This window comes from Haematomicrobium sanguinis DSM 21259 (genome assembly GCF_000688395.1).
Taxonomy (GTDB): Bacteria; Actinomycetota; Actinomycetes; order Actinomycetales; family Micrococcaceae; genus Haematomicrobium; species Haematomicrobium sanguinis.
Genome location: NZ_JIAG01000006.1, coordinates 14,406 through 40,577, shown reverse-complemented (window position 1 = coordinate 40,577; position 26,172 = coordinate 14,406). Strand labels below are relative to the sequence as shown.

Annotated in this window: 28 protein-coding genes; 16 read left to right on the top strand and 12 right to left on the bottom strand. The window is 61.7% G+C overall.

The window, feature by feature from the left end:
- Positions 1-53: 53 nt before the first annotated feature.
- Positions 54-737, bottom strand: coding sequence for a ferritin-like fold-containing protein (locus O148_RS0106710; RefSeq protein ID WP_026530301.1), 684 nt, complete (start codon positions 735-737; stop codon positions 54-56).
- A 52-nt stretch (positions 738-789) separates the two neighbouring features.
- On the opposite strand from O148_RS0106710, the gene O148_RS0106705 reads away from it, so the two are divergent.
- The 3 genes from O148_RS0106705 to O148_RS0106695 all read left to right on the top strand — a co-directional run bounded on the left by O148_RS0106705 (position 790) and on the right by O148_RS0106695 (position 5,029).
- On the top strand, positions 790-2,256 hold the full coding sequence (locus O148_RS0106705) for an RNB domain-containing ribonuclease (protein ID WP_026530300.1): 1,467 nt from the start codon (positions 790-792) through the stop codon (positions 2,254-2,256).
- A 199-nt stretch (positions 2,257-2,455) separates the two neighbouring features.
- Positions 2,456-4,171 (top strand): DEAD/DEAH box helicase, encoded by a 1,716-nt coding sequence (locus tag O148_RS15270; RefSeq protein ID WP_420805764.1) that lies wholly within the window; start codon positions 2,456-2,458, stop codon positions 4,169-4,171.
- Positions 4,172-4,174: 3 nt separating this feature from the next.
- A complete protein-coding gene (locus tag O148_RS0106695) occupies positions 4,175-5,029 on the top strand; it encodes a DNA-methyltransferase (RefSeq protein WP_026530299.1) in 855 nt (284 codons plus the stop codon).
- Positions 5,030-5,130: 101 nt separating this feature from the next.
- On the opposite strand, the gene O148_RS0106690 is transcribed toward O148_RS0106695, so the two are convergent.
- Positions 5,131-5,994: a PHP domain-containing protein gene (locus tag O148_RS0106690; RefSeq protein ID WP_026530298.1), complete on the bottom strand. Its 864-nt coding sequence runs from the start codon at positions 5,992-5,994 to the stop codon at positions 5,131-5,133.
- 80 nt (positions 5,995-6,074) lie between these two features.
- Here O148_RS0106690 and O148_RS0106685 point away from each other — a divergent pair, with 80 nt between their 5' ends.
- The 3 genes from O148_RS0106685 to O148_RS0106675 all read left to right on the top strand — a co-directional run bounded on the left by O148_RS0106685 (position 6,075) and on the right by O148_RS0106675 (position 9,192).
- Positions 6,075-7,145: a WD40/YVTN/BNR-like repeat-containing protein gene (locus O148_RS0106685; RefSeq protein WP_026530297.1), complete on the top strand. Its 1,071-nt coding sequence runs from the start codon at positions 6,075-6,077 to the stop codon at positions 7,143-7,145.
- A 19-nt stretch (positions 7,146-7,164) separates the two neighbouring features.
- On the top strand, positions 7,165-7,479 hold the full coding sequence (locus O148_RS0106680) for a MoaD/ThiS family protein (protein WP_026530296.1): 315 nt from the start codon (positions 7,165-7,167) through the stop codon (positions 7,477-7,479).
- Between the two features lie 135 nt (positions 7,480-7,614).
- Positions 7,615-9,192, top strand: a complete 1,578-nt coding sequence (locus O148_RS0106675; protein ID WP_026530295.1) for an aminopeptidase P family protein — start codon at positions 7,615-7,617, stop codon at positions 9,190-9,192.
- Positions 9,193-9,294: 102 nt separating this feature from the next.
- Here O148_RS0106675 and O148_RS0106670 read toward each other — a convergent pair whose 3' ends face one another.
- Positions 9,295-10,251, bottom strand: a complete 957-nt coding sequence (locus O148_RS0106670) for a YflT domain-containing protein (RefSeq protein ID WP_026530294.1) — start codon at positions 10,249-10,251, stop codon at positions 9,295-9,297.
- Positions 10,252-10,350: 99 nt separating this feature from the next.
- Between O148_RS0106670 and O148_RS0106665 the strand changes: the two genes are divergently transcribed.
- Genes O148_RS0106665 through O148_RS0106655 form a run of 3 tightly spaced genes read left to right on the top strand, consistent with a single transcriptional unit; the run spans position 10,351 to position 13,329 of the window.
- Positions 10,351-11,619, top strand: coding sequence for a magnesium transporter MgtE N-terminal domain-containing protein (locus tag O148_RS0106665; RefSeq protein WP_026530293.1), 1,269 nt, complete (start codon positions 10,351-10,353; stop codon positions 11,617-11,619).
- Complete coding sequence (locus tag O148_RS0106660; protein WP_035745276.1) at positions 11,612-12,205, top strand: DUF1003 domain-containing protein; 594 nt, start codon at positions 11,612-11,614, stop codon at positions 12,203-12,205. The genes O148_RS0106665 and O148_RS0106660 overlap by 8 nt, the downstream gene beginning before the upstream one ends.
- Positions 12,202-13,329 carry an Mrp/NBP35 family ATP-binding protein gene (locus O148_RS0106655; protein ID WP_026530291.1) on the top strand — a complete coding sequence of 376 codons (1,128 nt, stop codon included), beginning with the start codon at positions 12,202-12,204 and terminating at the stop codon, positions 13,327-13,329. The genes O148_RS0106660 and O148_RS0106655 overlap by 4 nt, the downstream gene beginning before the upstream one ends.
- A 1-nt stretch (position 13,330) precedes the next feature.
- On the opposite strand, the gene O148_RS0106650 is transcribed toward O148_RS0106655, so the two are convergent.
- The 3 genes from O148_RS0106650 to sigE form a co-directional block, all read right to left on the bottom strand.
- Positions 13,331-13,741 carry a twin-arginine translocase TatA/TatE family subunit gene (locus O148_RS0106650; RefSeq protein ID WP_026530290.1) on the bottom strand — a complete coding sequence of 137 codons (411 nt, stop codon included), beginning with the start codon at positions 13,739-13,741 and terminating at the stop codon, positions 13,331-13,333.
- A 74-nt stretch (positions 13,742-13,815) separates the two neighbouring features.
- Positions 13,816-14,592: a hypothetical protein gene (locus O148_RS0106645; protein ID WP_026530289.1), complete on the bottom strand. Its 777-nt coding sequence runs from the start codon at positions 14,590-14,592 to the stop codon at positions 13,816-13,818.
- A gap of 17 nt (positions 14,593-14,609) precedes the next feature.
- Positions 14,610-15,266, bottom strand: a complete 657-nt coding sequence (gene sigE, locus O148_RS0106640) for an RNA polymerase sigma factor SigE (RefSeq protein ID WP_240470814.1) — start codon at positions 15,264-15,266, stop codon at positions 14,610-14,612.
- Between the two features lie 156 nt (positions 15,267-15,422).
- Between sigE and O148_RS0106635 the strand changes: the two genes are divergently transcribed.
- Complete coding sequence (locus O148_RS0106635; protein WP_026530287.1) at positions 15,423-16,055, top strand: O-methyltransferase; 633 nt, start codon at positions 15,423-15,425, stop codon at positions 16,053-16,055.
- A gap of 3 nt (positions 16,056-16,058) precedes the next feature.
- Here the strand turns inward: O148_RS0106635 and O148_RS17370 are convergent, their stop codons facing one another.
- From O148_RS17370 to O148_RS0106610, 5 genes are all read right to left on the bottom strand, one after another.
- Entirely contained in the window at positions 16,059-16,226 is a 168-nt protein-coding gene (locus O148_RS17370) for a DUF3117 domain-containing protein (RefSeq protein ID WP_075204308.1), read from the bottom strand.
- A 160-nt stretch (positions 16,227-16,386) separates the two neighbouring features.
- The gene (locus O148_RS0106625) at positions 16,387-17,796 is read right to left on the bottom strand and encodes a hypothetical protein (protein ID WP_240470813.1); all 1,410 of its coding nucleotides are present in this window, start codon (positions 17,794-17,796) and stop codon (positions 16,387-16,389) included.
- Positions 17,793-18,386 carry a DNA-3-methyladenine glycosylase I gene (locus O148_RS0106620; protein ID WP_026530285.1) on the bottom strand — a complete coding sequence of 198 codons (594 nt, stop codon included), beginning with the start codon at positions 18,384-18,386 and terminating at the stop codon, positions 17,793-17,795. The genes O148_RS0106625 and O148_RS0106620 overlap by 4 nt, the downstream gene beginning before the upstream one ends.
- On the bottom strand, positions 18,383-18,769 hold the full coding sequence (locus tag O148_RS17045; RefSeq protein ID WP_051619938.1) for a DivIVA domain-containing protein: 387 nt from the start codon (positions 18,767-18,769) through the stop codon (positions 18,383-18,385). Before O148_RS17045 ends, O148_RS0106620 begins: the two co-directional genes overlap by 4 nt.
- A 37-nt stretch (positions 18,770-18,806) precedes the next feature.
- Positions 18,807-19,562: an LOG family protein gene (locus O148_RS0106610; RefSeq protein ID WP_026530284.1), complete on the bottom strand. Its 756-nt coding sequence runs from the start codon at positions 19,560-19,562 to the stop codon at positions 18,807-18,809.
- Between the two features lie 179 nt (positions 19,563-19,741).
- Between O148_RS0106610 and O148_RS0106605 the strand changes: the two genes are divergently transcribed.
- The 4 genes from O148_RS0106605 to O148_RS15260 are packed head-to-tail and all read left to right on the top strand — an operon-like array spanning position 19,742 to position 23,032.
- On the top strand, positions 19,742-20,458 hold the full coding sequence (locus O148_RS0106605; RefSeq protein WP_035745323.1) for an amino acid ABC transporter ATP-binding protein: 717 nt from the start codon (positions 19,742-19,744) through the stop codon (positions 20,456-20,458).
- Between the two features lie 55 nt (positions 20,459-20,513).
- Positions 20,514-21,440 carry a glutamate ABC transporter substrate-binding protein gene (locus tag O148_RS0106600; RefSeq protein ID WP_026530282.1) on the top strand — a complete coding sequence of 309 codons (927 nt, stop codon included), beginning with the start codon at positions 20,514-20,516 and terminating at the stop codon, positions 21,438-21,440.
- 45 nt (positions 21,441-21,485) lie between these two features.
- Complete coding sequence (locus O148_RS0106595) at positions 21,486-22,166, top strand: amino acid ABC transporter permease (RefSeq protein ID WP_240470812.1); 681 nt, start codon at positions 21,486-21,488, stop codon at positions 22,164-22,166.
- Positions 22,163-23,032, top strand: a complete 870-nt coding sequence (locus tag O148_RS15260; RefSeq protein WP_051619965.1) for an amino acid ABC transporter permease — start codon at positions 22,163-22,165, stop codon at positions 23,030-23,032. Before O148_RS0106595 ends, O148_RS15260 begins: the two co-directional genes overlap by 4 nt.
- A 2-nt stretch (positions 23,033-23,034) precedes the next feature.
- Here O148_RS15260 and dapE read toward each other — a convergent pair whose 3' ends face one another.
- Positions 23,035-24,150, bottom strand: a complete 1,116-nt coding sequence (gene dapE, locus O148_RS0106585; RefSeq protein WP_026530280.1) for a succinyl-diaminopimelate desuccinylase — start codon at positions 24,148-24,150, stop codon at positions 23,035-23,037.
- An 80-nt stretch (positions 24,151-24,230) separates the two neighbouring features.
- Between dapE and dapD the strand changes: the two genes are divergently transcribed.
- Positions 24,231-25,196, top strand: a complete 966-nt coding sequence (dapD, locus tag O148_RS0106580; RefSeq protein WP_026530279.1) for a 2,3,4,5-tetrahydropyridine-2,6-dicarboxylate N-succinyltransferase — start codon at positions 24,231-24,233, stop codon at positions 25,194-25,196.
- A 92-nt stretch (positions 25,197-25,288) separates the two neighbouring features.
- Positions 25,289-26,161, top strand: a complete 873-nt coding sequence (locus O148_RS0106575) for a transglycosylase SLT domain-containing protein (RefSeq protein WP_035745272.1) — start codon at positions 25,289-25,291, stop codon at positions 26,159-26,161.
- Positions 26,162-26,172 lie beyond the last annotated feature (11 nt).

Sequence of the window (26,172 nt, the reverse complement as noted above, 5' to 3'; positions counted from 1 at the left end):
CGGGTGGGCTCGGTGCGGGTGGGCGCGCATCCCCGGCCGCGGGGCGCCGCGGATCAAGCGGTCAGCCCGAGTTCGCTCATACGCCGCGAGTGATTCTGGGTCAGCCGCGCCATGAGCGGAGTGGAGATCGCGGCGGCCAGCTCGGGGTGTTGGTCCACGCCCAGCCCCATCAAAACCGCCCGCTCAATCGCGATCCGCTGCGCCTGTGTCAGCGCTTCGCCGACCAGCCGCCGCCCCCACAGGGCCAGGCGAGAACTCAGCCGCGGGTCCTCATCCAGGGCCCTGCGCAACCGATCCCTCAACTGGTCGCCGGAGTGCGCATCGCTCAGAATGGACTGCACCACCTCCCGTGCGGATTCCGGCAAAAAGTCGGCAACCTCGCGGTAAAAATCGCTGGACACCGAATCCGCCACATACGCCTTCATCAAGGATTCATACCAATCCGCCGGCCGCGTACGCTCATGGAAGAAGTCGACCGAGGCGCGGAACGGCTCCATCGCCTGATCGACATCGGCGCCAAGCGAACCGAGCGCAGCGCTCACGCGTTCGAAGTGCTCAAACTCGGATACCGCGAGCGCCCCGAGCATTTTCCGGTCGGCCAACGTGGGCGAGAATCTCGCATCATAGGCGAGCCGTTCAAATGCGGACAGCTCCCCATACGCCATCAGGCCCAAAAGGTCGATGGTGGACTGTTCGTTGGGCGCCGGATGAGACTCCACGGGCTGAGAATCGCTCATGCCCTCAGCTTAGCCGTGCCATTCTCCAGGCACACGCGTTAGGCTAAACACCGTGCCTGCAACCCATGTCACCGTCACCAATCCGTCCAGCGAACGCACGCTCATCAAGGCATTTGCGGCGATCCGCGAGGAATTCAAGCTACCGCAAGACTTCAGCCCCGAGGTGCTTCAGGACACACAACGCTCGATCGAGCAGTACCGCCTCCCGGATGAGGACGCGACCGACCTGCCCTTCATCACGATTGACCCCGAGGGCTCCATGGACCTCGATCAGGCGCTGTATCTCGAGGAAAACACCCCGGGCTATACCGTGCATTACGCGATTGCCGACGTCCCGCACTTCGTCAATCCCGGCGGCGCGCTCGACGCCGAAACCCGCCAGCGCACCCAAACCATTTACCTGCCCGACGCGCGCATCCCGCTCCACCCGCAATCGCTCAGCGAGGACGCGGCCTCGCTGATCGCCGACCAGGTGCGTGGCGCCTACGTCTGGCGTTTTGATCTCGACGCCGACGGCGCAGTGCAGAAAACCAGTTTGCAGCGAGCACGGATCAAGAGCATCGCGAAGCTCAATTACGTGCAGTGCCAGGCCTGGATTGACGGTTCCGCCCCGCCTCCCGAGGACGAACGCATTCTGCCGACGCTCACCTTGTTAAAGACGGTCGGGCTCAAGCGGGTGGAACTCGAGAACCTTCGCGGCGGCGCCAGCCTTAATATTCCGGATCAGGAAATTGAGTACGACGGCGGTCGGTACAGTTTGCGTTCGCGCCCGGCTTTACCGGTGGAAGCCTGGAATGCGCAAATATCGCTCATGACCGGTATGGAAGCGGCACAGCTGATGCTTGATGCCAAAATTGGCATATTGCGCACCATGCCCGAACCCACAGCCGAGGCCATTGCCAAGTTTCGGCTCCAGACGCAAGTACTTAACGCCCCGTGGCCCGAAGATATGCAGTATGGCGCATATTTGCGAACGCTCGACCCGGAAAATCCGCAGCATCTGGCGATTCTCGTCGCCGCAACCTCGCTCTTTCGCGGGGTGGGTTACACGCCCTTTGATGGCACCGTGCCCGAGGACGCGGTGCAGTCCGCAATCGGCGCCCCGTATGCGCACACCACCGCCCCGTTACGCCGACTCGTGGACCGCTTTGTGCTGGCGTTGTGTTTGGCAATCGCGAGCGATTCCGACATCCCGGATTGGGTTCGTCAAGCACTTCCCGAACTTCCTAAACTCATGGGACGCGGCGATCAGATCGCGAACGCAGCGGACCGCGCCGCGATTGACGCCGTAGAGGCGGCCCTATTGCGCGATCGCGTCGGCGAAGTATTTGACGCCGTGGTTATCAATGGCAGCAACGGCAAGGACGCTGGAGAGAAGCCCCGAGTGACAATTCAGATCGCGCACCCGCCGGTCGCGGCGTCGGCAACAGGAAGCGCTCAAGCCGGCACTCGGGTCAAGGTCAAGCTGGAAAGCGCGGACATACTGGCCCGCACCGTGACGTTCACAATTCAGCCCTAAGCCGCCTTTGACGTATTAACCGCCAAGATACCGGTAAGATGGTCAAGTATTTTGTGGATGCCCGGTCGTACAGTTGTACCCAATCCACTTCAGAGCGCCACGGCGCCAAAGAAAATCGCGATCGGCTTCCGTGCCGCACCCTTGGCTGGCTCCGGGTTTCTCGTTGAGCATTGACCAAGCCTTACCAGAATGAACCTCTGTGAACACTGATACTCACGAGGGCATTGAGCCCTTGCATGCAGACAACTCTGCCGAAGAATTGCCCGTTGAAAACCACCTCGAAACCGAGGCTAAGCGCGAAGAAATTCAGTCCGAGTCTTTCGCCGACTTTGGTCTCAAGCCAGAAATTGTCGCCGCCCTGGCGGACGCCGGAATCACTCACCCCTTCCCCATTCAGGCGATGACCTTGCCCGTGGCACTCGATGGCCATGACGTGATCGGCCAGGCCAAGACCGGCACCGGAAAGACTCTCGGCTTCGGTTTGCCCGCCATCAACCGGGTCATCCTCAAAGACAGCCCGGAAGAAGCGCAGCTCGCACACCCAGGCGCCCCACAGGTCCTCATCGTTGTGCCGACTCGCGAACTAGCGGTGCAGGTAGCCAACGATGTGCAGACCGCCAGCCGCAAACTCCCGGTCCGGGTCATCACCATTTACGGCGGCCGCGCTTACGAACCCCAGATCGAGGGACTGCGCCGCGGCGTGGATATCGTCGTCGGCACCCCCGGGCGCCTCATCGACCTGTACAAGCAAAAGCACCTCAACTTGGGCGATGTGCGCATGGTGGTGCTGGACGAAGCCGACGAAATGTTGGATCTTGGCTTCCTGCCCGATGTCGAAACGATTCTCGCCGCCACCCCGAGCAAGCGCCAAACCATGCTGTTCTCCGCGACCATGCCAGGCCCGGTGGTGGCGATGGCACGTCAGTATATGAGCCGCCCAACCCACATTCGCGCCGCCGACCCGGACGATGACTCCATCACGAAGAAGGACATCCGCCAGGTCATCTACCGCGCGCACCAGTTGGACAAGGATGAAGTCGTCGCGCGTATCCTTCAGGCCGAGGGTCGGGGCAAGACCATCATCTTCACCCAGACCAAACGCAGCGCGGCCAAACTCTCGGATGAATTGACCGCGCGCGGTTTCGCCGCTGGCACCATTCACGGCGACCTCGGCCAAGGCGCACGCGAACAGGCGTTGCGCGCCTTCCGCGGCGACAAGATTGACGTGTTGGTCGCTACCGACGTCGCGGCCCGCGGCATTGACGTGGAAAACATCACCCACGTCATCAACTTCCAGTGCCCGGATGATGAAAAGACGTACTTGCACCGTGTCGGACGTACCGGCCGTGCCGGGAACAAGGGCACCGCCGTGACCTTTGTCGACTGGGAAGACGTGCACCGCTGGGGAATGATCAACAAAGCCCTGGGCCTGCATGTGCCAGAGCCGGTCGAGACCTACAGCTCTTCCGAGCACCTCTATAGCGATCTCAACATTCCGGCCGGAACCAAGGGGCGCCTGCCCAAATCAGAGCAAAAGCTTGCCGGACTAGATGCCGAAGAGGTCGAAGACTTGGGCGGCCCGGACGGCAAACGTTCCCGCCAGAGCTCCGGCAGAACTGGCGGCAACCGTAGTGGCGGCCGCGGTTCGGGACGCAATTCCGGCCAGAGCGATCGACGCGAGGGCAATCGCGAGCGGAAGCCCCGCTCGGACCGCAACCGCACCGATCGTCGCCGTTCCGGCGGGAAGCAGGATAACCGCGCGGGTGCCGAGAACTCTTCGAGCGCAAACGCCCAGGCGAGCGAAGGCCAGGGCGAGCAGAGCGCCCGGGGCGAGCAACGCCGTCGTACATCCAACGGTGAGGGAAATGGCCGGCGCCGCCGCCGCACCCGCCGGTCGGCGCCGGAGTCGCAGTAGCCGATGGTCGAGCACGTGTCATGGCGTGCGGACGGCCCGAACTTGGTCATTGCCGGGGATAACGCCGCCGTCTTGCCGCAATTGCCGGACGGCGCGTTTTCGCTGATCTATGTCGATCCGCCGTTCAATACCGGGCGGGTGCAGCGGCGCCAGGAAATGAAAATGGTGCGTGCCGAGCAGGGCGATCGGATCGGGTTTCAGGGGCAGAGCTACCAGACGATTCGCGGCGCGCTTGCCAGTTATGACGATTCCTTTGAGGATTACTGGGAGTTCTTGGAGCCGCGGTTGCGCGAGGCGTGGCGGCTGTTGGCCGATCATGGCACGTTGTATGTGCACCTGGACTACCGGGAAGTGCATTACGCCAAGGTGCTCTTGGACGCGCTTTTTGGCCGCGAGTGCTTTTTGAACGAGATTATCTGGGCGTATGACTTTGGGGCGCGGGCCAAGCGCCGCTGGCCCACCAAGCATGACAACATCCTGGTGTACGTGAAGAACCCGGATGCGTACTACTTTGACGCGACCGAGGTGGACCGGGAGCCGTATATGGCGCCCGGGCTCGTCACCCCGGAGAAGCGCGAACTCGGCAAACTTCCCACCGATGTGTGGTGGCACACGATTGTGTCGCCGACCGGCAAGGAGAAAACCGGGTATCCCACGCAGAAACCGTTGGGACTGGTGCGCCGCATCGTGACGGCAAGTAGCGCACCCGGCGATTGGGTTCTGGATTTCTTCGCCGGGTCCGGGACTCTGGGTGCGGCTGCGGCGCAGCTGGGACGGAGGTTTGTGTGTATTGACCAGAATCCGCAGTCGCTCGAGGTCATGCGTAAACGGCTCGGGGAGCACGCGGAGTTTCTCTAGCCCGGCCCGTCCCCATGCGCGCTCAACCGCTAATTGCATATTCATGACGAAATTGCCGGATGAAAACGTCATTAGCGGATGAACGGCGGGATGTGCGGGGCTCAGCTGGGCTCGACGTCCCGCAACACCGCCTCGACGCTCAGGCCCTGATCCAGGATGCGCTCCAACTGATCCTCGGCGGTCAGGTTCTCACCCAGGCGGTTGGGCTTCCCCGCACCGTGATAATCGCTGGATCCGGTCACGATCAAGTCGTGAGCGTGAGCGTAATCGGTCAGCCACTCCTTCGCCGCGGGAGGATTATCCCGGTGATGCACCTCGAGGCCGCCAAGCCCGGCCGCCACTAATTCGTCAAAGGCGTCCTCGCCGACCACGCGCCCGCGAGAGTCCGCTAAGGGGTGCGCAAATACCGGCACTCCCCCGGCTTCACGAATCAAACGCACCGCGGTCACAGCCTCCGGGGCATAGTGCGGGACGTAATACGGGGATGACCCGTGCAACAGCGTCGCGAAGGCTTCGCCCCGATCGGCAACAACCCCGGCGCTCACCAGTGCATCGGCGATGTGGGGCCTGCCGATCGTGGTCCCGGGCTGAGTTTGCTCTTGCACCAGATCCCAGCTGATCGGGTAGTCCGCCGCCAACCGCTCCACAATCGCCTGACCACGGCCAATCCGTGCCTCGAATGACCGGCGCGCCTCGGCACGCAACCCCGGGGCGGCTGGAACAAATACATAGGCGAGCATATGAATCGATACCCCATGCGGCGAGCGGGTGGATAGCTCCATGCCCGGCACCACGCGCACCCCGGACTCTTCGCCGGCCCGCGCCGCTGACGCCCACCCGCTCACGGTGTCGTGATCGGTCAGCGCCACGACATCCAGTCCTGCCTCTCGCGCCGAACGCACCAGATCCGCGGGACTTTCGGTCCCATCGGAGCGGTTGGAGTGGGTGTGCAGGTCAATTCGCATGAGTCCAACCTACTGCGTGCCCGCACAAATCCCGAGAAAACCATTGCCAGCACCGTACCCCGGTGGTGGAATTAGGGGGTATGAGCACACTTGTCGCCATCGGCACCAAAAAAGGCCTGTGGTTCGCCCGCAGCGAGGACCGGCAAAATTTCACGCTGAGCGGCCCCCATTTCTTCATGGAAGAAGTGCCCAGCATCTCCATTGACACGCGCGGCGAGACTCCTCATCTCATGGCAGGGGTTCGCTCCGAACACTTCGGCCCCACCGTGTACCACTCCTGGGATCTTGGCGAAACGTGGAGCGAACCGGAAACCGCGGCCATCGCATTTCCCAAGGACGCGGACACGGCGGTGGAGCGCATCTGGCAGATCCAACCCGGCGACCCGGCTCACCCGGATGAAGTGTGGGCCGGAGTCGAGCCCACGTCCCTGTGGAAATCCACCGACGGCGGCCAGACGTTCCGCTTGAACCAGGCGCTCTGGGACCACCCGCACCGCCAAGACTGGTTTCCCGGGGCTGGCGGGGCGGCCGTCCACTCCATCGTCCCGGACGGCGAGGTGCTGACCGTAGCGATGAGCACGGGCGGCGTCTACCGCAGCGAAGACGCCGGGGACACCTGGAACCCGCGCAATAAGGGCATCTCGGCGTACTTTTTGCCAGATCCGCTCCCCGAATACGGCCAATGCGTACATAAGATCGCCGCCGATCCCGCGAACCCGCATCGCTTCTACGCGCAAAACCATCGCGGCGTGTATCGCACCGATAATGCCGGCGAGACCTGGGAGTCCATCGAAGAGGGCCTGCCGGCGAACTTTGGTTTTAACATGATCCAGCACCCAAGCAAGCCGGGCACCATTTGGGTGATCCCGCTGGTCAGCGATGGCGAGCGCATCCCCGTTGACGGCAAGCTCGCGGTGCACCGCAGCCAAGACGGCGGGGATACCTGGGAACGATTTTCCGCTGGTCTCCCCGACTTTGAGCAGAACGTGGTCCTGCGCGACGCCGCCACCGTTGACGACGGTGCCCCGGCCGGAATCTACCTCGGCACTCGCGGCGGCGCGGTGTACGCGAGCGCCGACAACGGTGAAACCTACCGCCTGATTGCGGATCACCTCGCCGACGTGTTGTGCATTCGCGCCGCGACTATCTAACCATGACCGAGCTAATCCCATGACCGAGCCGCCGCGAAACACCGTCACGCTGGACGTGACGAGCCTGCTTGCACCCTTTTTGGCTCCGCTCCTTGATGAGGACGGCACCGCGCTCCTACCCGTGGAGCCAGGGAGCAGCATCGCCAGCGTCCTGGATTCCCTGGAAGCCACGCACCCCAAGTTCACTCAGCGCGTGCGGGATGAGACGGGCGCCATTCGGCGCCACGTGAATGTTTTCCTGGATGGGCGCAACATCAAGAAGTACGACGGCGTTGCCACAGTGATTGCCCCGGGTCAAGAAATACTCGTGATCCAGTCGGTCTCTGGGGGTTGATCTCCCGCAATAACGCCGCACCCCCCTTTCGCGAGTTGCCACATGCGACGCTTTTGCGGCGACCTTTCGCGACGCAAGTGGCAACTCGCGCGGTGTGAAGTGGCGTGTTGACGGGCCAAGTGAAAGCATGGAGACGTGAGCGAATCAAATACCCCCGAAACCAGCGAGAATCCCACCGGCGACGGCCAAGCCCTCGACGATCGAGTGAATAACCGTTCTCAACGCCCCGACTCCGACGCGTTCAAAGAGTTCATGGCGCAAGGATGGGCGCAGGAAAATACCCAAGTCCCCGCAAAGGATGCCGTCGCCGATTTCGCGGCCACGCGCCGTCGTACCCTGTCAGAGAAATTCCCCGGTGAGCGCCTCGTGATTCCGGCCGGGCCGCTCAAGGTGCGCTCTAATGACACCGATTACCGGTTCCGCGCCCACTCGGCGTTTGCCCATCTGACCGGTCTTGGCATTGACCATGAGCCGGACGCAGTCCTTGTGATGGAGCCGGTAGATGAAGGCACCGGGGATAACGGCGGCAACCATGAGGCGACGCTCTATTTCAAGGAGCTTGCCGGGCGGGACACCGAAGAATTTTACTCCAACGCACGCTACGGCGAGTTTTGGATCGGTCCGCGCGATAACCGCGAAGTCACTTCCGCCAAGCTGGACCTTCCGGTCAAGGACCTCGCCGATCTGGAGGTGGCGGTCACGAAGAACGCCGGGGTTGCCGATATCGGCGGCGTGCAGATCCGATTGGTGCGCGAAAGCGACCTCAACGTGGACGCGTTAGTGGACACCTCCCGCATCAACACCGGTGTCAACCTGGAAAGCGCCGACCAACTCGATGGCAAACTCACCGAAGCGGTGTCGGAGCTGCGCCTGATCAAGGATGAGTGGGAACGCGAGCAAATGCAATTGGCCGTGGACGCCACGATCAAGGGGTTTGAAGACGTAGTCCGCGAGCTCCCCCAAGCGATCGGGCACCCGCGCGGTGAGCGGATCGTGGAAGGAACCTTCTTCACGCGTGCCCGGGTAGAAGGCAATGACCTCGGCTATGACACGATTGCCGCTGCCGGCAACAACGCCACGGTCTTGCACTGGATCCGCAATAACGGTGCGCTGACCGACGGCGAACTCCTCCTGCTTGACGGCGGCGTCGAGGTCGACTCCCTTTACACCGCAGACGTGACCCGCACGCTCCCGATCAACGGCACATTCTCCGAGGTCCAACGCAAGGTGTACCAAGCGGTGCTGGACGCGGCGGATGCCGGATTCGAGGCGGCCAAGCCGGGGGCCAAGTTCCGCGACGTGCACACCGCCGCCGTGACCGTTCTCGCTGAGCGATTGGCGGAGTGGGGCTTGCTACCGGTATCTCTCGAGGAAGCGCTCTCCCCCGAAGGACAGCAGCATCGCCGGTGGATGCCGCACGGAACCAGCCACCACTTGGGCCTGGACGTACACGATTGCGCGCAGGCACGCCGGGAGCTCTACCTCGACGGGGAGATCCAAGAGGGCATGGTGTTCACGATCGAGCCGGGTCTGTACTTCAAAGAAGACGACCACGCGGTCCCCGAAGAGTACCGGGGTATTGGGGTGCGCATCGAGGATGACGTTCTCATCACCAAGGATGGACCGGTGAACTTGTCCGCTGCGCTACCGCGCGATCCCGACGAGATTGAAGCGTGGATGGCAAAAGTTCAAAGCGGAAAGCGCGTCTATTAACGTCCGGCGCGCGGCCGGGTGAGTCGCGCCTCGCAGAGCCGCCAAAACGGCGCTGAGTTAAAAACTTCCGTGTGAGCAACAGATTGCTCACACGGAAGTTTTCTATTTCTCGGCGTTTTCGCCGTCGCTAGGCTGATCTTTCGGATCCACGCGCACCCCAAACATCGGGCGGCCATCGGGAAGATCCGGGAAACGCTGCGAGGGCGGTTTCGGCCTCTGGGCTTGTTCCGCGGCAGCCGCTTGATCCGTGCCGTTGGCATTCCCCGAGGTGTGGTTATCGGGCGCGCCGGCGAGCGCGCCGCCCTGCGTGGCTCCCGGTGGATTCGGGCCCTGCGCCTGCGTGCCCTGAATCTGCGTGCCCTGCGCCTGCGTATCCTGGCCAGACTGAGGCTGCCCGGACGCCCCCTCGGGCGCGCCGCCCTGCTGGCCCTGCTGGCTCGTCTGGCCCTGCTGGCTCGTCTGGCCCTGCTGCCACGAAGCCGGCCACTGCGCCGGCGGCTGCACCGAAGTATCCTGACGAGCGCTAGTGTGCCCAGAACCGCCGAAGGGCTGAACGGCCGCAGCACCGGGGTTCATCGGCAATTGGCTCAAAAGCTGCCGAGCCTGACCGGCGACCTCGCGCTCCACAATGACGTCATAGCTGCGCGCCACGATCGCATTCACCGAAGCGAAGTCGCGTTTACCGCGCGTCAGCGAATACTGGATCACCGAAATGACCATGAACACGGCCGCACCGATGGCCATCGTGGGCAGGAGCAAAAAATAGTTGGGCTGCGGGCCAAAGATCGCAAAGACGAGACCCACAAAGAAGCCCAGCATGAGACCTTGCGTAGCACCGGAGAGAGCCACGCGCGGGTAGCTCAGCCGGGCGGTCACCCGCTCCACGGTGTGCAAGTCATTTCCGACAATGCTGACGCTTTGCACCGGGAACTGCTGGTCCGCCAGATAATCCACGGCCTTCTGCGCGTCCAAGTAATTCCGGTACTGGCCGACCACGTCGCCCTCGGGAAGAGCGCGCGCCAAATCCATCGGTGTTCGAGGTCCCATAGGTTGTGACATTCTTCTATTCTCACCCACATACCTGGATGCGGCGTCACGCTTTCCTGAAGGCTTAAACCCAGGATGAACCCGACTAGCCATGACAAGTAGCCTAGATAGGTGAGTAAAAACCAGAATCGCATTTTCGTGGCACGGCTTCTTGGCTTGGACGTGTTTGACCCCATCGGGGATCGCATCGGGCGTTTGCGAGACGTGGTTGTTCTTGATCACGGTCCGCAATCCGAACCGCAAGCGGTCGGCATTGTGGTGGAAGTTCCCGGGAAACGTCGGGTATTTGTGCCCATGACCCGCATAACCTCCATCGATACCTCGCAAATCATTTCCACCGGTCTGGTCAATATGCGTCGCTTTGAGCAGCGCGGCGTGGAGTTACTCGTGGTCGGCCAAATCTTCGACCGCAAGGTCCGGCTCAAGGATGGAGAGGACGGCACCATTGAAGACGTCGCTATCGCCGAAGATAAAAACGGTGACTGGCACGTCAACCAACTCTTTGTCCGAGTGGGCGCCTCCCGGTTGCGCGGACTGCGCCGCGGCCACTCTAAGATTGTGAACTGGGATGAGCTCTACCACTGGGATGACGACGGCCACCAAGGCGCGAGCCAACTCGTCGCCGCCTATGAGGACGTCAAACCCGCAGACTTTGCCGACGCCCTTCATGACATGCCGGAGAAGCGCCGGATCGAGGTCGCGAGCGAACTTCAGGACGAGCGCCTCGCCGATGTGCTTCAAGAACTTCCCGATGATGACCAGGTCCAGATCCTGAGCTCTCTGGATCGCGAGCGCGCCGCGGACATTCTGGAGGAAATGGACCCGGACGACGCCGCCGATTTGCTCAACGAACTCTCCGAGGCGGACAAGGAAGAACTGCTGGAGCTCATGGAGCCGGAGGAGGCCGAGGATGTGCGGCGCCTGCTCGAATATGAGGAGGACACGGCCGGCTCCATCATGACTCCGGTGCCGGTGATCCTCTCCCCCGAGTCCACCGTCGCCGAAGCCTTGGCCCACGTGCGCCAAGAGGAACTTTCCCCGGCGCTCGCGTCAATGATCTTTGTGTGCCGTCCGCCCTTGGAAACACCGACCGGCCGCTACCTCGGCGTGGTGCACATTCAGCAACTCTTGCGCACCCCGCCCCCCGATCACCTGGGCAATATCGTGGATGCGGACCTAGAGCCGATTAATGACCAGGCACCGGTCAGCGCCGCCGCGCGGGAGTTGGCGACCTACAACCTCTCCGCCCTCCCGGTGGTCAATACGGCCGGACGTCTTGTCGGCGCGGTCACAGTGGATGACGTGTTGGACAACCTGCTCCCGAATGATTGGCGCGAAACCGATCACACCGACGCAACCCTAGGAGGTGCACGTGGCTGAGAAAAAACGCCCGCAAAAGGACAGTCTCGACACACCGCGCGCCGCCCGCACACGCTGGGTCCCCCGCCTTTCCCCCAACCCGGACGCCTTCGGCAGCGCCACCGAAAAGTTTGCGCGCTTCATGGGCACCCCGCAATTCCTCGTGTGGATGACCATCTTCTGCATGGTGTGGCTGCTCTGGAACACCGTGGCTCCCGAAAATTGGCGCTTCGACTCCGCCGCACTCGGGTTCACCGCGCTCACCCTGATGCTTTCGTTGCAGGCCTCCTACGCCGCACCGCTCTTGCTGCTGGCCCAAAACCGGCAGGACGACCGCGACCGGGTGAGCGTCGAGCAGGACCGGCAGCGCGCCGAACGCAACCTGCTGGACACCGAGTACCTCACCCGTGAAATCGCCGAATTGCGCATCGCGCTGCGCGAGGTGGCCACCCGCGACTACGTACGCAGCGAATTGCGTTCACTGCTTGAGGAGCTTGTCGACGCCAACGAGACTGGCGAGTCCCCCGCCAAGAAACGCCGCAAACCCAGCGACCACACCTCCTCCCTGCCCAAAGTCAGCGGAGAGAAGGGCGCCACCCACTCGTGAGCACCCCCAGCGTGGCCGCCATTGAAGCGGCACTCGGCACCGTCCTTGACCCCGAGCTGCGCCGCCCCATCACCGAGCTCGGCATGGTCAAGAACATTGAGGTGAATCACGACGGCGATGTGCACCTTGGCATCTACCTCACCATTGCGGGGTGCCCCAAAAAGGAAGACATCGTCGAGACTTCTCGGGCGGCTATCGCCCGGGTGCCGGGCGTGGGCAGCGTGGCCGTCGAGCTCGATGTGATGAGTCCGGCGCAACGCGCCGCACTCACCGAAGCCTTGCGTGGCAACAAGTCTCGGGAGAACCCTTTCGCGAGCCCCGATTCGCTCACCAAGGTGATTGCTGTCGCCAGCGGCAAGGGCGGCGTCGGCAAATCCTCGGTGGCGGTCAACCTGGCGGCGGCGATGGCGCGGGACGGGCTCAAGGTCGGCATCATTGACGCGGACGTCTATGGCTTCTCAATCCCCGGCCTGCTTGGCATTCATCAAAAGCCCACCCGTCTGGACGATATGATCCTGCCGCCGGTCGCCTTTGACATCAAGGTCATCTCCATTGGCATGTTTCTCGATGCGAACAAGCCGGTTGCCTGGCGCGGGCCGATGTTGCACCGCGCGCTCGAACAGTTCACCAAGGATGTCTATTTCGGCGATCTCGATGTGCTGCTGCTGGATCTGCCGCCGGGCACCGGGGACATTGCCATATCCGTTTCGCAGCTGTTGCCGCATTCGGAAATTGTGGTGGTCACAACACCGCAATTGGCGGCATCCTCGGTGGCTCAGCGTGCCGGGGCTGTCGCCGCGCAAACGGGACAAAGGGTCGTCGGCGTGATCGAAAATATGGCGGGCTTAGCGCTCCCCGACGGTAGCATGGTGGACGTCTTCGGGGCCGGCGGCGGCGCCGATGTTTCTCGCGCGCTTGGTCGCGAACTTGGCTATGAGATTCCGCTCATTGCCACGATTCCGCTGGAACCGGAGCTCAGAATTGCCGGGGATAGTGGCACCCCGATGGTCATCGCGGCACCCAACTCTCCCGCCGCCGTCGAACTTCACAAGGCTGCCCGCACGCTCGCTGGACGCCCGCGCGGACTTGCCGGACGCAAACTCGGCGTCTCGCCGAAAAATTAGCTTAGGTTGCTTCGGTATCGAAGGGGGCGCGCTCACCGGCGGCCAAGGGAACATACTTCTTAATGGGAACCGCGGGACGGCTTGGCTCGTCCGCTTCAATCGGCTTTTTCACCTCTGCGGTGATGTCCTTGACCTCGTCAATGGCCTCTTGGAAGTCCTCCGCAAAAACGTCCTTGATGATCTTGCGCGGGTCATATTGGCGTGGATCCAGCTTTTTCCAATCGATATTAGTGAAGTCCTCGCCAACCTCCTCCTCCAGTTGCGCGCGTGCGCCGTTGGCCATACGTCGGAGCTCTCGCACCATATTGGCACCCTTGCGCGTGTAATCCTGAATGCGTGAGGGCCCGATAATGAGCAGGGCTATCACTAGCAAGATCAGGAACTCGCCCGAGTTGATATCAAAAAATGGCACGAATGTCAGATTACCGTTTGAGACGGGTGAAACGGAATTACCGCGTGTGCAGCCTTGCCGGGTCGGTAACTCATCTAAGTGAAGATCCCCGCGAAAATACGGTTGAAGCCGCGATCCAGGCGCTTCATCACACTGTCATCGATGGGTGCGGCCGGGTCGGCGAGTTTGGTCGAATCGTTGAAAGCCGCGCGGCTGGTGATGGTGGGAATCCACCGTAACGGCAGATTAGAGACAAACGTGTAGGTGACGTCATTGGAGGTGATGACGGCCGTCCACGGCGGTCCGTCATCGATCCAGAGCGTCCGGTCTGGACTGACGTCTTTGACGTATTTCGACTCGTTAATTTTCTCGCCGGTGAAAATGTCTAGCGGGACGTCGCCGGTCTTTTGCGCCGAGTTGTGTTGCTCGTATACGGCAAGTTTGTACTGACCATAGGAGAGGATGCGCCGGACAGTGGGCACGCCTTTGATCATGGCCGCGGTTGTCCATTCGGCCCGGAAACCAGAGGTGGCGTAATCCGGGCAGGACCAGCCCAGGGCGCGCAATTGGGCGACTTCTTCGCGGGTGAGGTCAATCTGCTCGTTCGGGCCGAGGGACGTGATTTCGTTGAGCAACGCCTCATTAGCGCCGGTTTGTTGCGGGGCCGCAGCGCTTGGCGCACCGGAGAGATACGCGCTCGCTAACAGGCCCAAGAGGGCAAGAAGGGTGACCGCGGAAACGGACACCGCTACCGGATGCGCCCACAAACCCTTTTCGCCGCGCGGTTGTGGCTCGGCGGGCCGCGAATCAGCGGGCTGGGCGCCGGGTGACGGAGCTTTCTTTGGCTGCTCGTGGGCGCCTGAAGTGGTCATCAGCGTTCCCACTTCGCCTAAACGACACCCAGTTTGGGTGCTTTTGGCCGCTGTACCTTCGAGCGGGGTGCCCGGTGCGCCAGCTTTTCCCGCAATTGCACGCGGCCCCGGTGAATGCGGGAGCGGACCGTGCCCAGCTTGATGCCAAGCATGGTGGCAACCTCGTCATAAGAAAAACCTTCAAGGTCGGAGAGCACCACGGCGGCGCGATACTCGGGTTGCAATTCCGCGAGGGCCTGAATGATGTCGCGATCGAGGTTGTTCAGTTCATAGGAACGCTCTGGGCCACCCACATCGGTGGAGAGTCGAGAGTCATCCGAGGCGAGTAGCGCATCGAAGCGAATGCGGGATTTGCGGCGCGCCTGGTCCAAGAACAGGTTGGTGGTGATGCGGTGCAACCATCCGCCCATGGTTCCCGGCTGAAAGGTGTCCAGCGATTTAATGACGCGCACAAAGGCCTCTTGGGCGAGGTCTTCGGCGTCATGCTTGTTCCCGGTCAGACGGTAGGCCAACCGCATGACCTGGGCGCCATGCTGGCGAACAATCTCCTCCCCAGTGGGCACCTCGCTTACCGGCAATGCGGCTGCAGAGTCTACGCTCGCGGCAATCCGGTCTCCGGCGCGCGCCATCGAGCCCGCGCCCGCTACGGGCGCCGTCGAAGCAGTTTTGTTCACGCAATTCCCCTTGGAAACCTGGTTGGATTGAAGTTTAGTGTGTCAAGCAATACTGGGAGTTGACTGTACGCCAGACGTGCGCGCGCGGGGTCCGCGCTCATTCGCGATCGCCGGACTAGACTAGAAATTCATTCTCCCCCGTCTAGGAGTTCATTTGTGAGTGTCGACAAGAGTGCGTCATGGTCTTTCACCGAGTCTTTGCCGGTGGAGGACGAGGTTTTGCTTGCCGCCCGATCCCGGGCAGCCGACCTGGGTGTCGCGGCCGTACCGGCATCGGTCGCATCGCTTTTGACCGTGCTGGCGGCCAGCCGCGGCGCCCAAACGGCCGTGGAAGTGGGCAGCGGCGCCGGAATCTCCACCCTGGCACTGCTTCGCGGAATGAAACCGACCGGAGTGCTGACGGCTATCGACAAGGACCTCGATCACCTCAAGGCCACTCGGGTAGCGCTGGCAGAGGACGGGATTGTGGGCAACCGCCTACGCCCCATCACCGGAAAGGCCGCCGAGGTTCTGCCCCGGCTGACCAAAGACGCCTATGACATTGTCTTTTTGGACGCGGACAAGCCCAACTATGCCGACTATGTCGACCACGGGTTGCGGCTCTTGCGTGCCGGCGGATTGCTGATCATCAATGATGCGCTCGATGAGCACCAGGTTTCTCAACCGACATCTCGGAAACCCAGCACCCAGATCATGCGAGCGATCATTAAGAAGCTGAGCCAGGAAGAGGGCGTCCGCTCTACCTTGCTGCCTGTTGGTACGGGCCTGATCGTGGCCGTCAAAAACTAGTCGTTACTGCGTCGCTTCGACGAGGCAATCACGCAATGCTACGGCTTCTTCCGCATTGAGCTCAATCACGGTGCGGCCGCCACCGTCGGTGGGGACTCGCAGGATGATGCTGCGCCCTTCTTTGCTGGCCTCCATGGGGCCTTCGCCGGTGCGCGGTTTCATCGCAGCCATGAGATCTCATCCCTTCGGGAAAGTGCTCTTGAGTGTTCCTCGAGAGTGCGTCGTAATGGTTTCCAGCATCCTGCGCTCAAGGCGTGGCAATGCCCGGGCGTATGGCGCTGGTCACTCCCCATTATTCCCGAGTGCAGCGCCGGGCGCTAATTTGACGGGTTTACGGCGGGTAATCTCCGCCCCCGGGCAGTTGCGTCCACCTCCACAGCCAATACACCCACACAATTTGCATCAGTACATACATGATGGCGGTGCTCCACCGATACGCGCGCGAGCGGGACATCAGTACCACAGCCAGCGCGATCGGGAACAGCGGTATGAGGAGCCGGAAGGTGCTGGTCTGCGGATTCAGGAACGCGAAGATATAGAAGAAGTAGCTGAAGCACCACAACTGCATCTGGATCCCGACCGCGCGCATCGGCTTGCTCGTGAACGCGAAGTACACAAAAACCACCAGCAGAACTGGGAAAATCGCGCCGAGCAGCGGCCCGAAGAGCGCGTTCCCCCGCTCAAACCACGGCAAGAACGGCACCAGCTCGCTATACCGCCATGCGGTTTCGGTATCGGTGTAGGCGCTTTGCTCTCCGGTGTACATCCACGCGATGATCGGCCAGGCAAGCGCGGCAGCACCGGAAGCAATGCCCAACACCACCAGGCGCCACACCTCGGACACGGGGAAAGGGATCTGCTTGTGTTTCATCCACCGGTAGAGAAAATAGAGTCCCAGCATGAGCGCGAACGGCACTCCAACCGGGCGGGAGAGCGCGGAGAAAAACACGATCGGAATGGCCCACAAGTACTGTTTCTGGATCACCAGGTACAGCGCCAACGCCAGGAAAAACAGGTTGGTCGATTCGGCGTAAGGCACCTGGAACACCGCCGAGGCGGGGAAGAGGAACACGAGCGCCATCCCCCACATCGCGTTGCGGTGCGAGGTCTTGAGCCGAAACAGTTGATAGATCATGAGCGCGGCCGCCCACGCAAAAAGTATCGCGACGATCGGCGCCAGACTCGCCCAGTTGCCGCCGGTGAGCGCCGCTAGACCCCGGACAATCCCCGGGAACAGCGGCATGAACGCCCACTGGTTGCTCTGCGCGACGCCGTCCTGATTGCGCGGAATCTCGCTCGGGTAGCCCTCGCTAAAGATGCGGTTGTACCACTCGGCATCCCAAATGTTGATGAAGTCGCCGTACGAGGGCTTCGCGTTGCCCCACGGCGAAAGGCCTTGCTGCAGCGCCACTGCGGCCAAAATCGCGAAGGAGATCAGTCGCGTAGCCAGGAACACCAAGGACACTTGCGCCCACCATGGCAAGCGCCCGAGCGGCCGGACCAGGTTCACGAAGGAGGCGAGGAAGTCATCGGTGAATGTGCTTGTTCCGCCCTCCGCGCTTTCGGCTTGCGGCCGCTGGGGTCCCTTGCCGTAAGCGGGTGCTTCGGTGAGGTCCGACGGCGTGTTCCCGACTTGCTCGCGCGGCTCGCCGTGGTTCTCCGGTTGCGCAGGAAGATCGTTGCCTGGCTCCTTCTGGGCGGTGCGCGAGCGCGAGTGCCTGGGTTCTCGCGGCATGCTCATGAGTTCTCCCCCGCTCTCGCGTGCTGCAACTGGGCTTGGGTGTTGACCCAGCAGCTGGCTTCGTGGTCATTGACGATGCCGACCGCTTGCATCATGGCGTAGGCGGTGGTGGGCCCCACGAACCGAAAGCCGCGTGCTTTCAAGTGTTTGGCCAGGGCCGCCGATTCCGGCGTGCTTGACGGAATGTGGTCTCGGGTGGCTGGGATCCGGTGCACGGCGGGGGCGAATTTGGTGAGAATCCCGTGCAAACTTTCTCCGGGACCCAATTCGAGGAGGGCCTGCGCATTGGCGATGGTCGCTTCAATTTTTGCCCTGTTGCGCACAATGTCAGGGTTAGCCAAGAGCGTGTGGATGGCATCGCCGTCGTACTGGGCGACTTTCTGGGCGTCAAAGTTCGCAAATGCTGCCCGAAAAGCCTCGCGCTTGCGCAAGATGGTGAGCCAGCTGAGCCCCGATTGGAATGCTTCGAGGCTTAACCGCTCAAACAATCCGTTATTGGTGGTGACCGGGCGGCCCCATTCGGTGTCGTGGTAGTCGCGTTCGATCTCGGTGTGTCGCGCCCAGCTGCAGCGGATCAGGCTCTCGCTCAAGCTTCGTCCGCTTTCGCCGCGGCAGTGGCGCCCCGCGCACCCAATCGGGCTTCGAGCTCGGCAATGCGCTGGTTGCGCAGGGTTAGTTCGTCGCGAACCTTGTCGAGAAAGTCATCGACCTCTTCGACGCGGTAGCCGTTAAATCCGACGGCGAAGCGCACCTTGTCAATGTCCTCGGCTACCGGGTCCTCCGGGAGGAGGACCGGAGGCAACAGCGGGTCTGCTGCCGGCAACCCGGGCTGCTCGGTGAGTTTCTCAGCCTGGCGCGCAACGCCTTTTTGGTTGCCGCCCGTCGTGGCGCGCTCGGAGGTGCTCATGAAGACGGCGGCAAAGATAATGACGGCGAGCGCCGCAATGGCGACGGCAAGGACTACCCATTCCATGCCTCCATCTTGCCAGAGTGCCCCGACATTTTGGTGGCTAGTGGGCGTCCTTGCCTTGGGTGACGAGTTCGACCGCTTCTTCGGCGCTGTCGGTGAGGTGGAGCAGGTTGACGTCCTTTTCCGAGATCATCCCCTCGGCGGCCAGCGTTCCCTTGATCCAGTCCAGAAGCGGACCCCAGAATTCGGTGCCGACCAGAACGATCGGGAAGGAGGTGACCTTTTCGGTTTGGACGAGTGTGATGGCTTCGAAGAGTTCGTCCAGGGTGCCAAAGCCGCCGGGGAGCACCACGAAACCTTGCGCGTATTTCACGAACATGACCTTGCGGGCAAAGAAGTAGCGGAAGTTGATGCCCAGTTCCACGTAGGGGTTAATGCCTTGTTCGTGCGGGAGCTCAATGCCGAGTCCCACGGAAAGCCCGCCTGCCTCCGTGGCGCCCTTGTTTGCGGCTTCCATGGTTCCCGGTCCGCCGCCGGTAATGACGGCGTAGCCTTTCTCGGCCAGAAGGGCGCCTATTTTTTCGGCGAACTCGTAGCGGGGCGATCCCGGTTTGGTGCGCGCCGACCCAAAGACGCTAATGGCCGCCCCGAGGCCCGCGAGGGCATCGAACCCCTCCACAAATTCGCTTTGGATGCGCAGCACCCGCCAAGGGTCGGTTGAGGTGAAATCCTGTTTATCTTGCGTGTCAAGGAGGGCCTTGTCTGCCATTTCGACATTGGCCAGATCACCGCGATATTCGGTTTGGCCGCGGCGGTGGAGGGAACGCTTCTTGGGGGATTTCTCTTTTGCACACATGTCTTTAGCGTAAATGCTGGCCGCGGCTGTGCGCCGCTCACGTTGCTCTTGGGTCACAATTGCGCACAAATGCGCATTGTGATTGGCGTCACGGCCCAAGATTCGGCATGATCTTACTCATGACAATTGAGGCGAGCGAAACCCCTGCCACCCGTGCGTCCGGCGAGGCGCTCGTGTCCATGCAAAATGTGAACAAACACTTTGGGCAACTTCATGTGCTGCAGGACATCAACTTGGACGTGATGCCGGGTGAAGTGGTGGTGGTCATCGGACCATCTGGTTCTGGCAAGTCGACACTGTGCCGCACTATCAATCGGCTGGAAACCATCGATGATGGCACCATCACCATTGAAGGCAAGGTGCTTCCCGACGAGGGGCGCGGCTTGGCAAAGTTGCGTGCCGATGTGGGCATGGTGTTTCAGTCTTTTAACCTTTTTGCGCATAAGACCATTTTGGAAAATGTGACCCTGGGCCCAATCAAGGTCAAGGGCATGAAAAAGGCCGAGGCCGAACGCGAGGCAATGGAGCTTCTCAAACGCGTCGGGGTTGATCACCAGGCGCAAAAGTATCCGGCGCAACTTTCCGGTGGCCAGCAGCAGCGTGTCGCGATTGCCCGGTCCTTGGCGATGAAGCCACAGTTGATTCTTTTTGACGAGCCGACTTCGGCGCTGGATCCGGAGATGATCAATGAGGTGCTGGATGTCATGGTGGGGCTCGCCAAGGAGGGTATGACCATGGTCGTGGTTACTCACGAAATGGGATTTGCCCGCAAGGCGGCCGACCGAGTGATCTTCATGGCCGATGGTCAGATCGTCGAAGAGGCCACGCCGGAAGAGTTCTTCACCAACCCGCAAAGTAGCCGAGCACAGGATTTCCTGTCCAAGATCTTGAAGTAAACCTCCCGACCACAAAGGGTGCGAGCGCACTGCACGCACCGACGAAAGGAACACCATGAAAATCAAGAAGGCAAGCTACGGCGTTGTAGCGTCGATGGCGATCGCCGCACTCGCACTCAGCGGTTGCGGTGGAGACTCGGGCTCAAGCGGCGGGTCCACCAACGGTGGCGGACTCGGCGGCGACAATGGAGATTCGGCGCTCACTTATGACGTCGCAACCAATGTCGATCTCACCGGAAGTCCCACCTACGACAAGATGAAAGCCGCCGACAAGGTCACCATCGGTGTCAAGGATGACCAGCCGGGCTTGGGTTACTTGGATCCCTTGACCGATGAGCGCGTGGGTTTCGACATTGAGATCGCCAAATGGATGGCTGCGTCGCTGGGATTCCCGGAGGACAAGATTGAGTTCAAGACCATCCCGTCGGCGAGCCGCGAGCAAGCCATCCAGAATGGAGACGTGGACTTCTACGTCGGCACCTACTCCATCACCGACAAGCGCAAGCAGCAAATCAATTTCGCGGGACCGTACTTCGTGACCGGCCAGGGAATCCTGGTCAAGAAGGACAACGAAGACATTAAGAGCGAGAAGGACCTCGCTGGTAAGAAAGTGTGCTCGGCCACCGGCTCAACTCCGATTCAGAACATTCGCGAGAACTTCCCCGAGGCGGAGCCGTTCGAATACGACAAGTACTCCCTATGTGTCCAGGCACTTGAGAGCGGGGAAGTAGATGCCGTCTCGACCGACCAGGCCATCTTGATTGGCTTCGCCTCCGAGAAGCCGGACACCCTCAAGGTGGTTGGCGAACCGTTCACCGAGGAACGCTACGGCATTGGCCTGCCCAAGGGCGATACGGCGCTAACCGAGTTCTTCAACACGACCCTGACCGACGGCGGGGATACGTGGACGAAGATCTATGACGCCACCCTCGGCAAGTCCGGAACCAAGGTTGAACAACCCACGGTTGACCCGGCCAGCTAAACGCGACGCGGTGTGGGGGCGCATGGCGCCCCCACACCGCGTTTCATGTCTATCTCACTCAATCCGACAGGGGTCCATGTGGATGTCTTGATTAACAACTGGGAACTTTTCTCCCAGGGGTTCCTGACAACGATTTATCTCTTTGTTTGGTCGGCCGTATTCTCCCTCATTCTGGGCACCATTGTGGCCGCCTTCCGGGTATCCCCGGTTCCCCCGCTCCGGGCGCTGGGCTGGGCATACGTGAACCTGGTGCGCAATACTCCGCTGACCCTGGTGTTCTTGTATGCGATTTTCGCGCTCCCGTTGGTGTTCCCCAACGTAGGCAACAGTTTCTCACTCTCTGTGGGGGCGCTGTCGGTCTACACCGCAACATACGTTGCCGAAGCGATTCGCGCCGGGATCAATACTGTGCCGCTGGGACAAGCCGAAGCGGCACGCTCCATCGGCCTGACGTTCCTGCAGTCCATGCGCTTGATCATCCTGCCGCAAGCATTTCGCGCCGTGATCCCGCCGCTCATGAGCGTCTTTATTGCTCTGGCAAAAAACACGACGGTCGCTGCCGGGTTCTCCGTCTTTGAGGCGGGCGCGATCAGAGCGTACCTCTCTGAACGCGGCGAGAATATGCTCGTGGGGCTCCTGTGGGTCTGCCTTGGATTCCTACTGATTGTGAGCATCCTGTCACTACTGCAACGAGCATTTGAGAAGAAGTGGAGGATCGCGGCATGAGTAGCGAAGCAACAGTTCTCTATGATGCGCCCGGCCCCAAGGCTAAGCGTCGAAACCTCATGCTTTCAATCCTCACCATGGTGATTGTGGCCGCGCTCGCCGCACTCATTATTTGGCGGTTGGCCGAGGCCGGCCAATTCAGCGCCCGTAAGTGGTCCGTCTTCACCTTACCCGCGGCCTGGAATTTGCTCTTTGAAGGGTGGCTAGCCACCCTCCGTGCCTTCGTAGTCGCGGCGATTGGCGCCTTGGCATTGGGCCTCGTTCTGGCTATGGGGCGCTTGTCCGTGCACAAGTGGATTTCCATTCCGGTCACCTGGATTACCGAATTTTTCCGTGCCATCCCGGTGCTGATTTTTATGATGCTCATGTACTACGGTTTGCCGACCATCGGTATCAGCATGACACCGTATGTTGCCGTGGTCACGGCTCTGATCTTGTACAACGGGTCCGTTCTGGCCGAAGTGTTCCGCGCCGGGATTCAAGCGCTACCCAAGGGTCAAAGCGAAGCGGGATACGCGATCGGGTTGCGTAAATCCCAGGTCATGACCTCGATTCTGTTGCCGCAAGCCATCCGCAACATGTTACCGGTCATCATTGCCCAACTAGTGGTGGCGCTGAAGGACACGGCACTCGGGTTCATCATTACCTATGAAGAGTTGCTCTATGCGATTCGCCAGTTCTTCCGACTCTCGGCATACGAAAACCCGATCATTCCTGCCGCTCTCGTGGGCGGAACGATCTACATCGCCACCTGTTTAGTGCTCTCCGGCTTTGCAGTGTGGTTGGAGCGTCGTTTGCGTCGGAGCAAGAAAACCATCGAGGCGCCGGTCCCGGTGGAGGCCATTCAGGACGGCCGGGCGGTCTAGTACTAGCTCAACCAGGCTTTAAGGGCGCCCAAGCAGTCGTGGATTGCTTGGGCGCTCACATGTTCATTGTCCGAATGGGCCAGCAGTGAGTCTCCTGGGCCGAAGTTGACCGCAGGAATTCCTAACGCGCTAAACCGGGCGACGTCCGTCCAGCCGAACTTTGGCATGGGGGTGGTTCCCACCACCTCAACGAAGCTTGCCGCCGCAGGGTGGTCTAGCCCGGGCCGAGCTCCCGGCGCGGCGTCGGTGCGGACAAATTCCACGCCGTTCAGAGACTCCCCCAAGACCTTTCGGACGTAGTCTTCCGCATCGTCAGGAGTACGGCTCGGGGCGAAACGGTAATTGATCTCCAGCACTGCTCGATCCGGGATCACATTGCCCGCGCTGCCACCGGTGACGATCACGCCGTTGAGACTCTCACGGTAGTCCAGGCGATCCACGGTGAGCGTCTGGGGTTCATGGGCGGCGAGCGCCACCAACACGGGGCCGAGTTTATGGATGGCGTTCTCCCCCATCCACGCCCGCGCCGAATGCGCTGCCTTGCCGCTGGCCCGCACCTCAAAGCGGATGGTTCCGTTGCACCCGCCCTCGACGTTCCCATTGGTCGGTTCCAGCAAGATCGCAAAGTCTCCGCTCAACAGCTCTGGGACGCGATCGACGAGCCGCTTGAGACCGCTCAGGTCAGCGGCCACTTCCTCGTGATCGTAGAACACGTAGGTGATGTCTCGGGTCGGCTCGGTGAGTAGGGCGGCCAGGGCGAGTTGAACGGCAACTCCGCCCTTCATATCTGTAGCCCCGCGCCCGTAAAGCGTGCGCGCTTGAGGTGAGTCATCGCCGTCGTTCTTCTCCCAGGTGGATGGGACGGTGCCTCGCGAACCCGGCGCCGTGGGAAGCGGGACGGTATCAAGATGGCCGGCCAGGATCACCCGTTCCGCGCGCCCGAGGTCGGTGCGCGCGACAATCGCGTCACCCTCCCGGTGAACACTGAGGTGTCCCAAGGCCCTAAGGGACGCTTCGACGGCATCGGCAATCGGACCCTCGTGGCCGGAGACGCTCATGATGTCGATGAGCTCGGCAGTGAGGTCGGCTACGTCTTGGGTGAGGTTGAGAGAAGTCACCCCTCAACACTACGCAATATCGCCCCGCGGGTGGAGGGCCGGGGCGTAGAACACGGCCGCGCCTCGGTAGGATGTTGGCTATGACTTCTACCGATTCTTCCGCCGTTCCCGCGCGCCCGGCATCTGGTTTGGGCCTTGCCACCGTGAGCGCGTCCGGTGCCATTTTGGACACCTGGTTCCCGAACCCGAGCCTTGATGCTGTGATCGATGAATCGTTGCGTGCAGACTTAGATGCCGCGGCCGCCGCCGGCACCGATGATGCGCGCGGGGTGCATATGGAGGTCGTCTCCGAGGTGATCGATGTGGATGCGCCGCCGAAGTCCACCCCGGATGCTTACCTGCGTCTGCACCTGCTCTCACACCGTTTGGTGCAGCCCAACACCGTCAATCTGGACGGCATTTTCGGGTTACTACCCAATAATGTGTGGACAAATTTTGGGCCGTGCGAGGTGGACGGCTTCGAAGCGATGCGCCTGCGGTTGCGTGCGCGCGGGCCGGTGACCGTATATGGGGTCGACAAGTTTCCGCGGATGCTGGATTACGTGATGCCGACCGGCGTGCGGATTGCCGACGCGGACCGGGTGCGGTTGGGGGCCCACCTCGCCGAAGGGACAACCGTGATGCACGAGGGGTTTGTGAACTTCAATGCCGGGACTCTGGGACACTCCATGATTGAGGGCCGGGTGTCGGCCGGTGTGATTGTCGGTGAGGGAAGCGACGTCGGTGGCGGAGCCTCGATTATGGGGACGCTTTCGGGCGGAAACAGCATTAAGATTTCGCTTGGCGAGCGGGTGCTGCTGGGGGCGAATTCTGGGGTCATGATTCCGATTGGCGATGATTCGGTGGTGGAAGCGGGGCTCTATGTGACGGCCGGAACGCGCGTGAATCTGGTTGACGGCGAAGGCGCCGCACGGGTGGTCAAGGCGCGCGAACTTGCCGGTGTGCCGAACTTGTTGTTCCGACGCAATTCAACGACCGGTGCGGTGGAAGCCCTGCCGCGTTCCGGCGGCGGTATTGAGCTCAATAGTGCGCTTCACAAGAATTAGTGCGGTTGGCTGTGGCGCCATTGCTGGCGTGCCTATGAGCGCACGTGTGAGCGGCGCGGCCGGGCTACTAGCACCGTTTCTGGTATCCGCGAGTGGCTAGGAAGGCATCCGCGGCGACGCGTATCGCGGTCTTTGTGGCGCTCGTGGTACTGGTGGCCTCCGGCGTGATTATTGGCGGGATTCTGGCCGTCAATTCCCGGGAGGAGACGCCACCGGTGCGGGTTGCTGTCTGCGAGGCGCAGGTGGGCGATGCGACGTACAGCCTCAACCCGTCTCAAGCGTCCTTTGCCGCGCTCATTGCCGGAATTTCGGTGCAACGCGGCCTGCCGCCGCGCGCCGCCTCGATTGCCATTGCCACCGCGATGCAGGAATCCAGCCTGCGAAACCTGGACTATGGCGATCAAGCCGGTCCGGATTCTCGCGGCCTGTATCAGCAACGCCCGTCACAAGGATGGGGAACCGAAGCGCAGGTCATGGACCCGGTTTATGCCACCAACATCTTCTACGACCGTTTGCTGCGGGTTCCCGACTATCAGAACATCCCGCTCACCGAAGCCGCGCAAGCCGTCCAAAACTCCGCGTTTCCCGAGGCCTATGCCCGCAGGGAGTTGGCGGCGCGCGCGTTTGCGTCCTCGCTGACCGGACAATCTGAGGGCACTCTGAACTGTCTGTTGCCTCCAACCACGGCCCCGGGGGATCTCAACGCGCTGGCGACGGCCGCGGCCACCGCGTTTGGGCCATTGCCCGCTAGCCAGGCCGGCTCCACGCTCTCGATCGCGGCTACGGGATCGGCGGCGTGGGCGGTGGCGCACTGGGCCGTCGCCAATGCGGAAATGTTTCAGATTGAACGGGTCAATTTTGGCGGCCTGGAATGGGACCGCACCGCGGGTGGCTGGCAGAACCGCGAATCGACCGATGGCCAGGTGCTCATTACCGTAGCCGGACCTAGCGGCTCGCCGAACTAATTGCGCCGCCG

Coding starts and splice junctions, on each gene's coding strand:
- O148_RS0106710 (WP_026530301.1), bottom strand. CDS start 737: ATGAGCGATTCTCAGCCCGTGGAGTCTCATCCGGCGCCCAACGAACAG.
- O148_RS0106695 (WP_026530299.1), top strand. CDS start 4,175: ATGGTCGAGCACGTGTCATGGCGTGCGGACGGCCCGAACTTGGTCATT.
- O148_RS0106690 (WP_026530298.1), bottom strand. CDS start 5,994: ATGCGAATTGACCTGCACACCCACTCCAACCGCTCCGATGGGACCGAA.
- O148_RS0106685 (WP_026530297.1), top strand. CDS start 6,075: ATGAGCACACTTGTCGCCATCGGCACCAAAAAAGGCCTGTGGTTCGCC.
- O148_RS0106680 (WP_026530296.1), top strand. CDS start 7,165: ATGACCGAGCCGCCGCGAAACACCGTCACGCTGGACGTGACGAGCCTG.
- O148_RS0106670 (WP_026530294.1), bottom strand. CDS start 10,251: ATGTCACAACCTATGGGACCTCGAACACCGATGGATTTGGCGCGCGCT.
- O148_RS0106645 (WP_026530289.1), bottom strand. CDS start 14,592: ATGACCACTTCAGGCGCCCACGAGCAGCCAAAGAAAGCTCCGTCACCC.
- O148_RS17370 (WP_075204308.1), bottom strand. CDS start 16,226: ATGGCTGCGATGAAACCGCGCACCGGCGAAGGCCCCATGGAGGCCAGC.
- O148_RS0106625 (WP_240470813.1), bottom strand. CDS start 17,796: ATGAGCATGCCGCGAGAACCCAGGCACTCGCGCTCGCGCACCGCCCAG.
- O148_RS17045 (WP_051619938.1), bottom strand. CDS start 18,769: ATGGAATGGGTAGTCCTTGCCGTCGCCATTGCGGCGCTCGCCGTCATT.
- O148_RS0106610 (WP_026530284.1), bottom strand. CDS start 19,562: ATGTGTGCAAAAGAGAAATCCCCCAAGAAGCGTTCCCTCCACCGCCGC.
- O148_RS0106605 (WP_035745323.1), top strand. CDS start 19,742: ATGCAAAATGTGAACAAACACTTTGGGCAACTTCATGTGCTGCAGGAC.
- O148_RS0106600 (WP_026530282.1), top strand. CDS start 20,514: ATGAAAATCAAGAAGGCAAGCTACGGCGTTGTAGCGTCGATGGCGATC.
- O148_RS0106595 (WP_240470812.1), top strand. CDS start 21,486: ATGTCTATCTCACTCAATCCGACAGGGGTCCATGTGGATGTCTTGATT.
- O148_RS15260 (WP_051619965.1), top strand. CDS start 22,163: ATGAGTAGCGAAGCAACAGTTCTCTATGATGCGCCCGGCCCCAAGGCT.
- dapD (WP_026530279.1), top strand. CDS start 24,231: ATGACTTCTACCGATTCTTCCGCCGTTCCCGCGCGCCCGGCATCTGGT.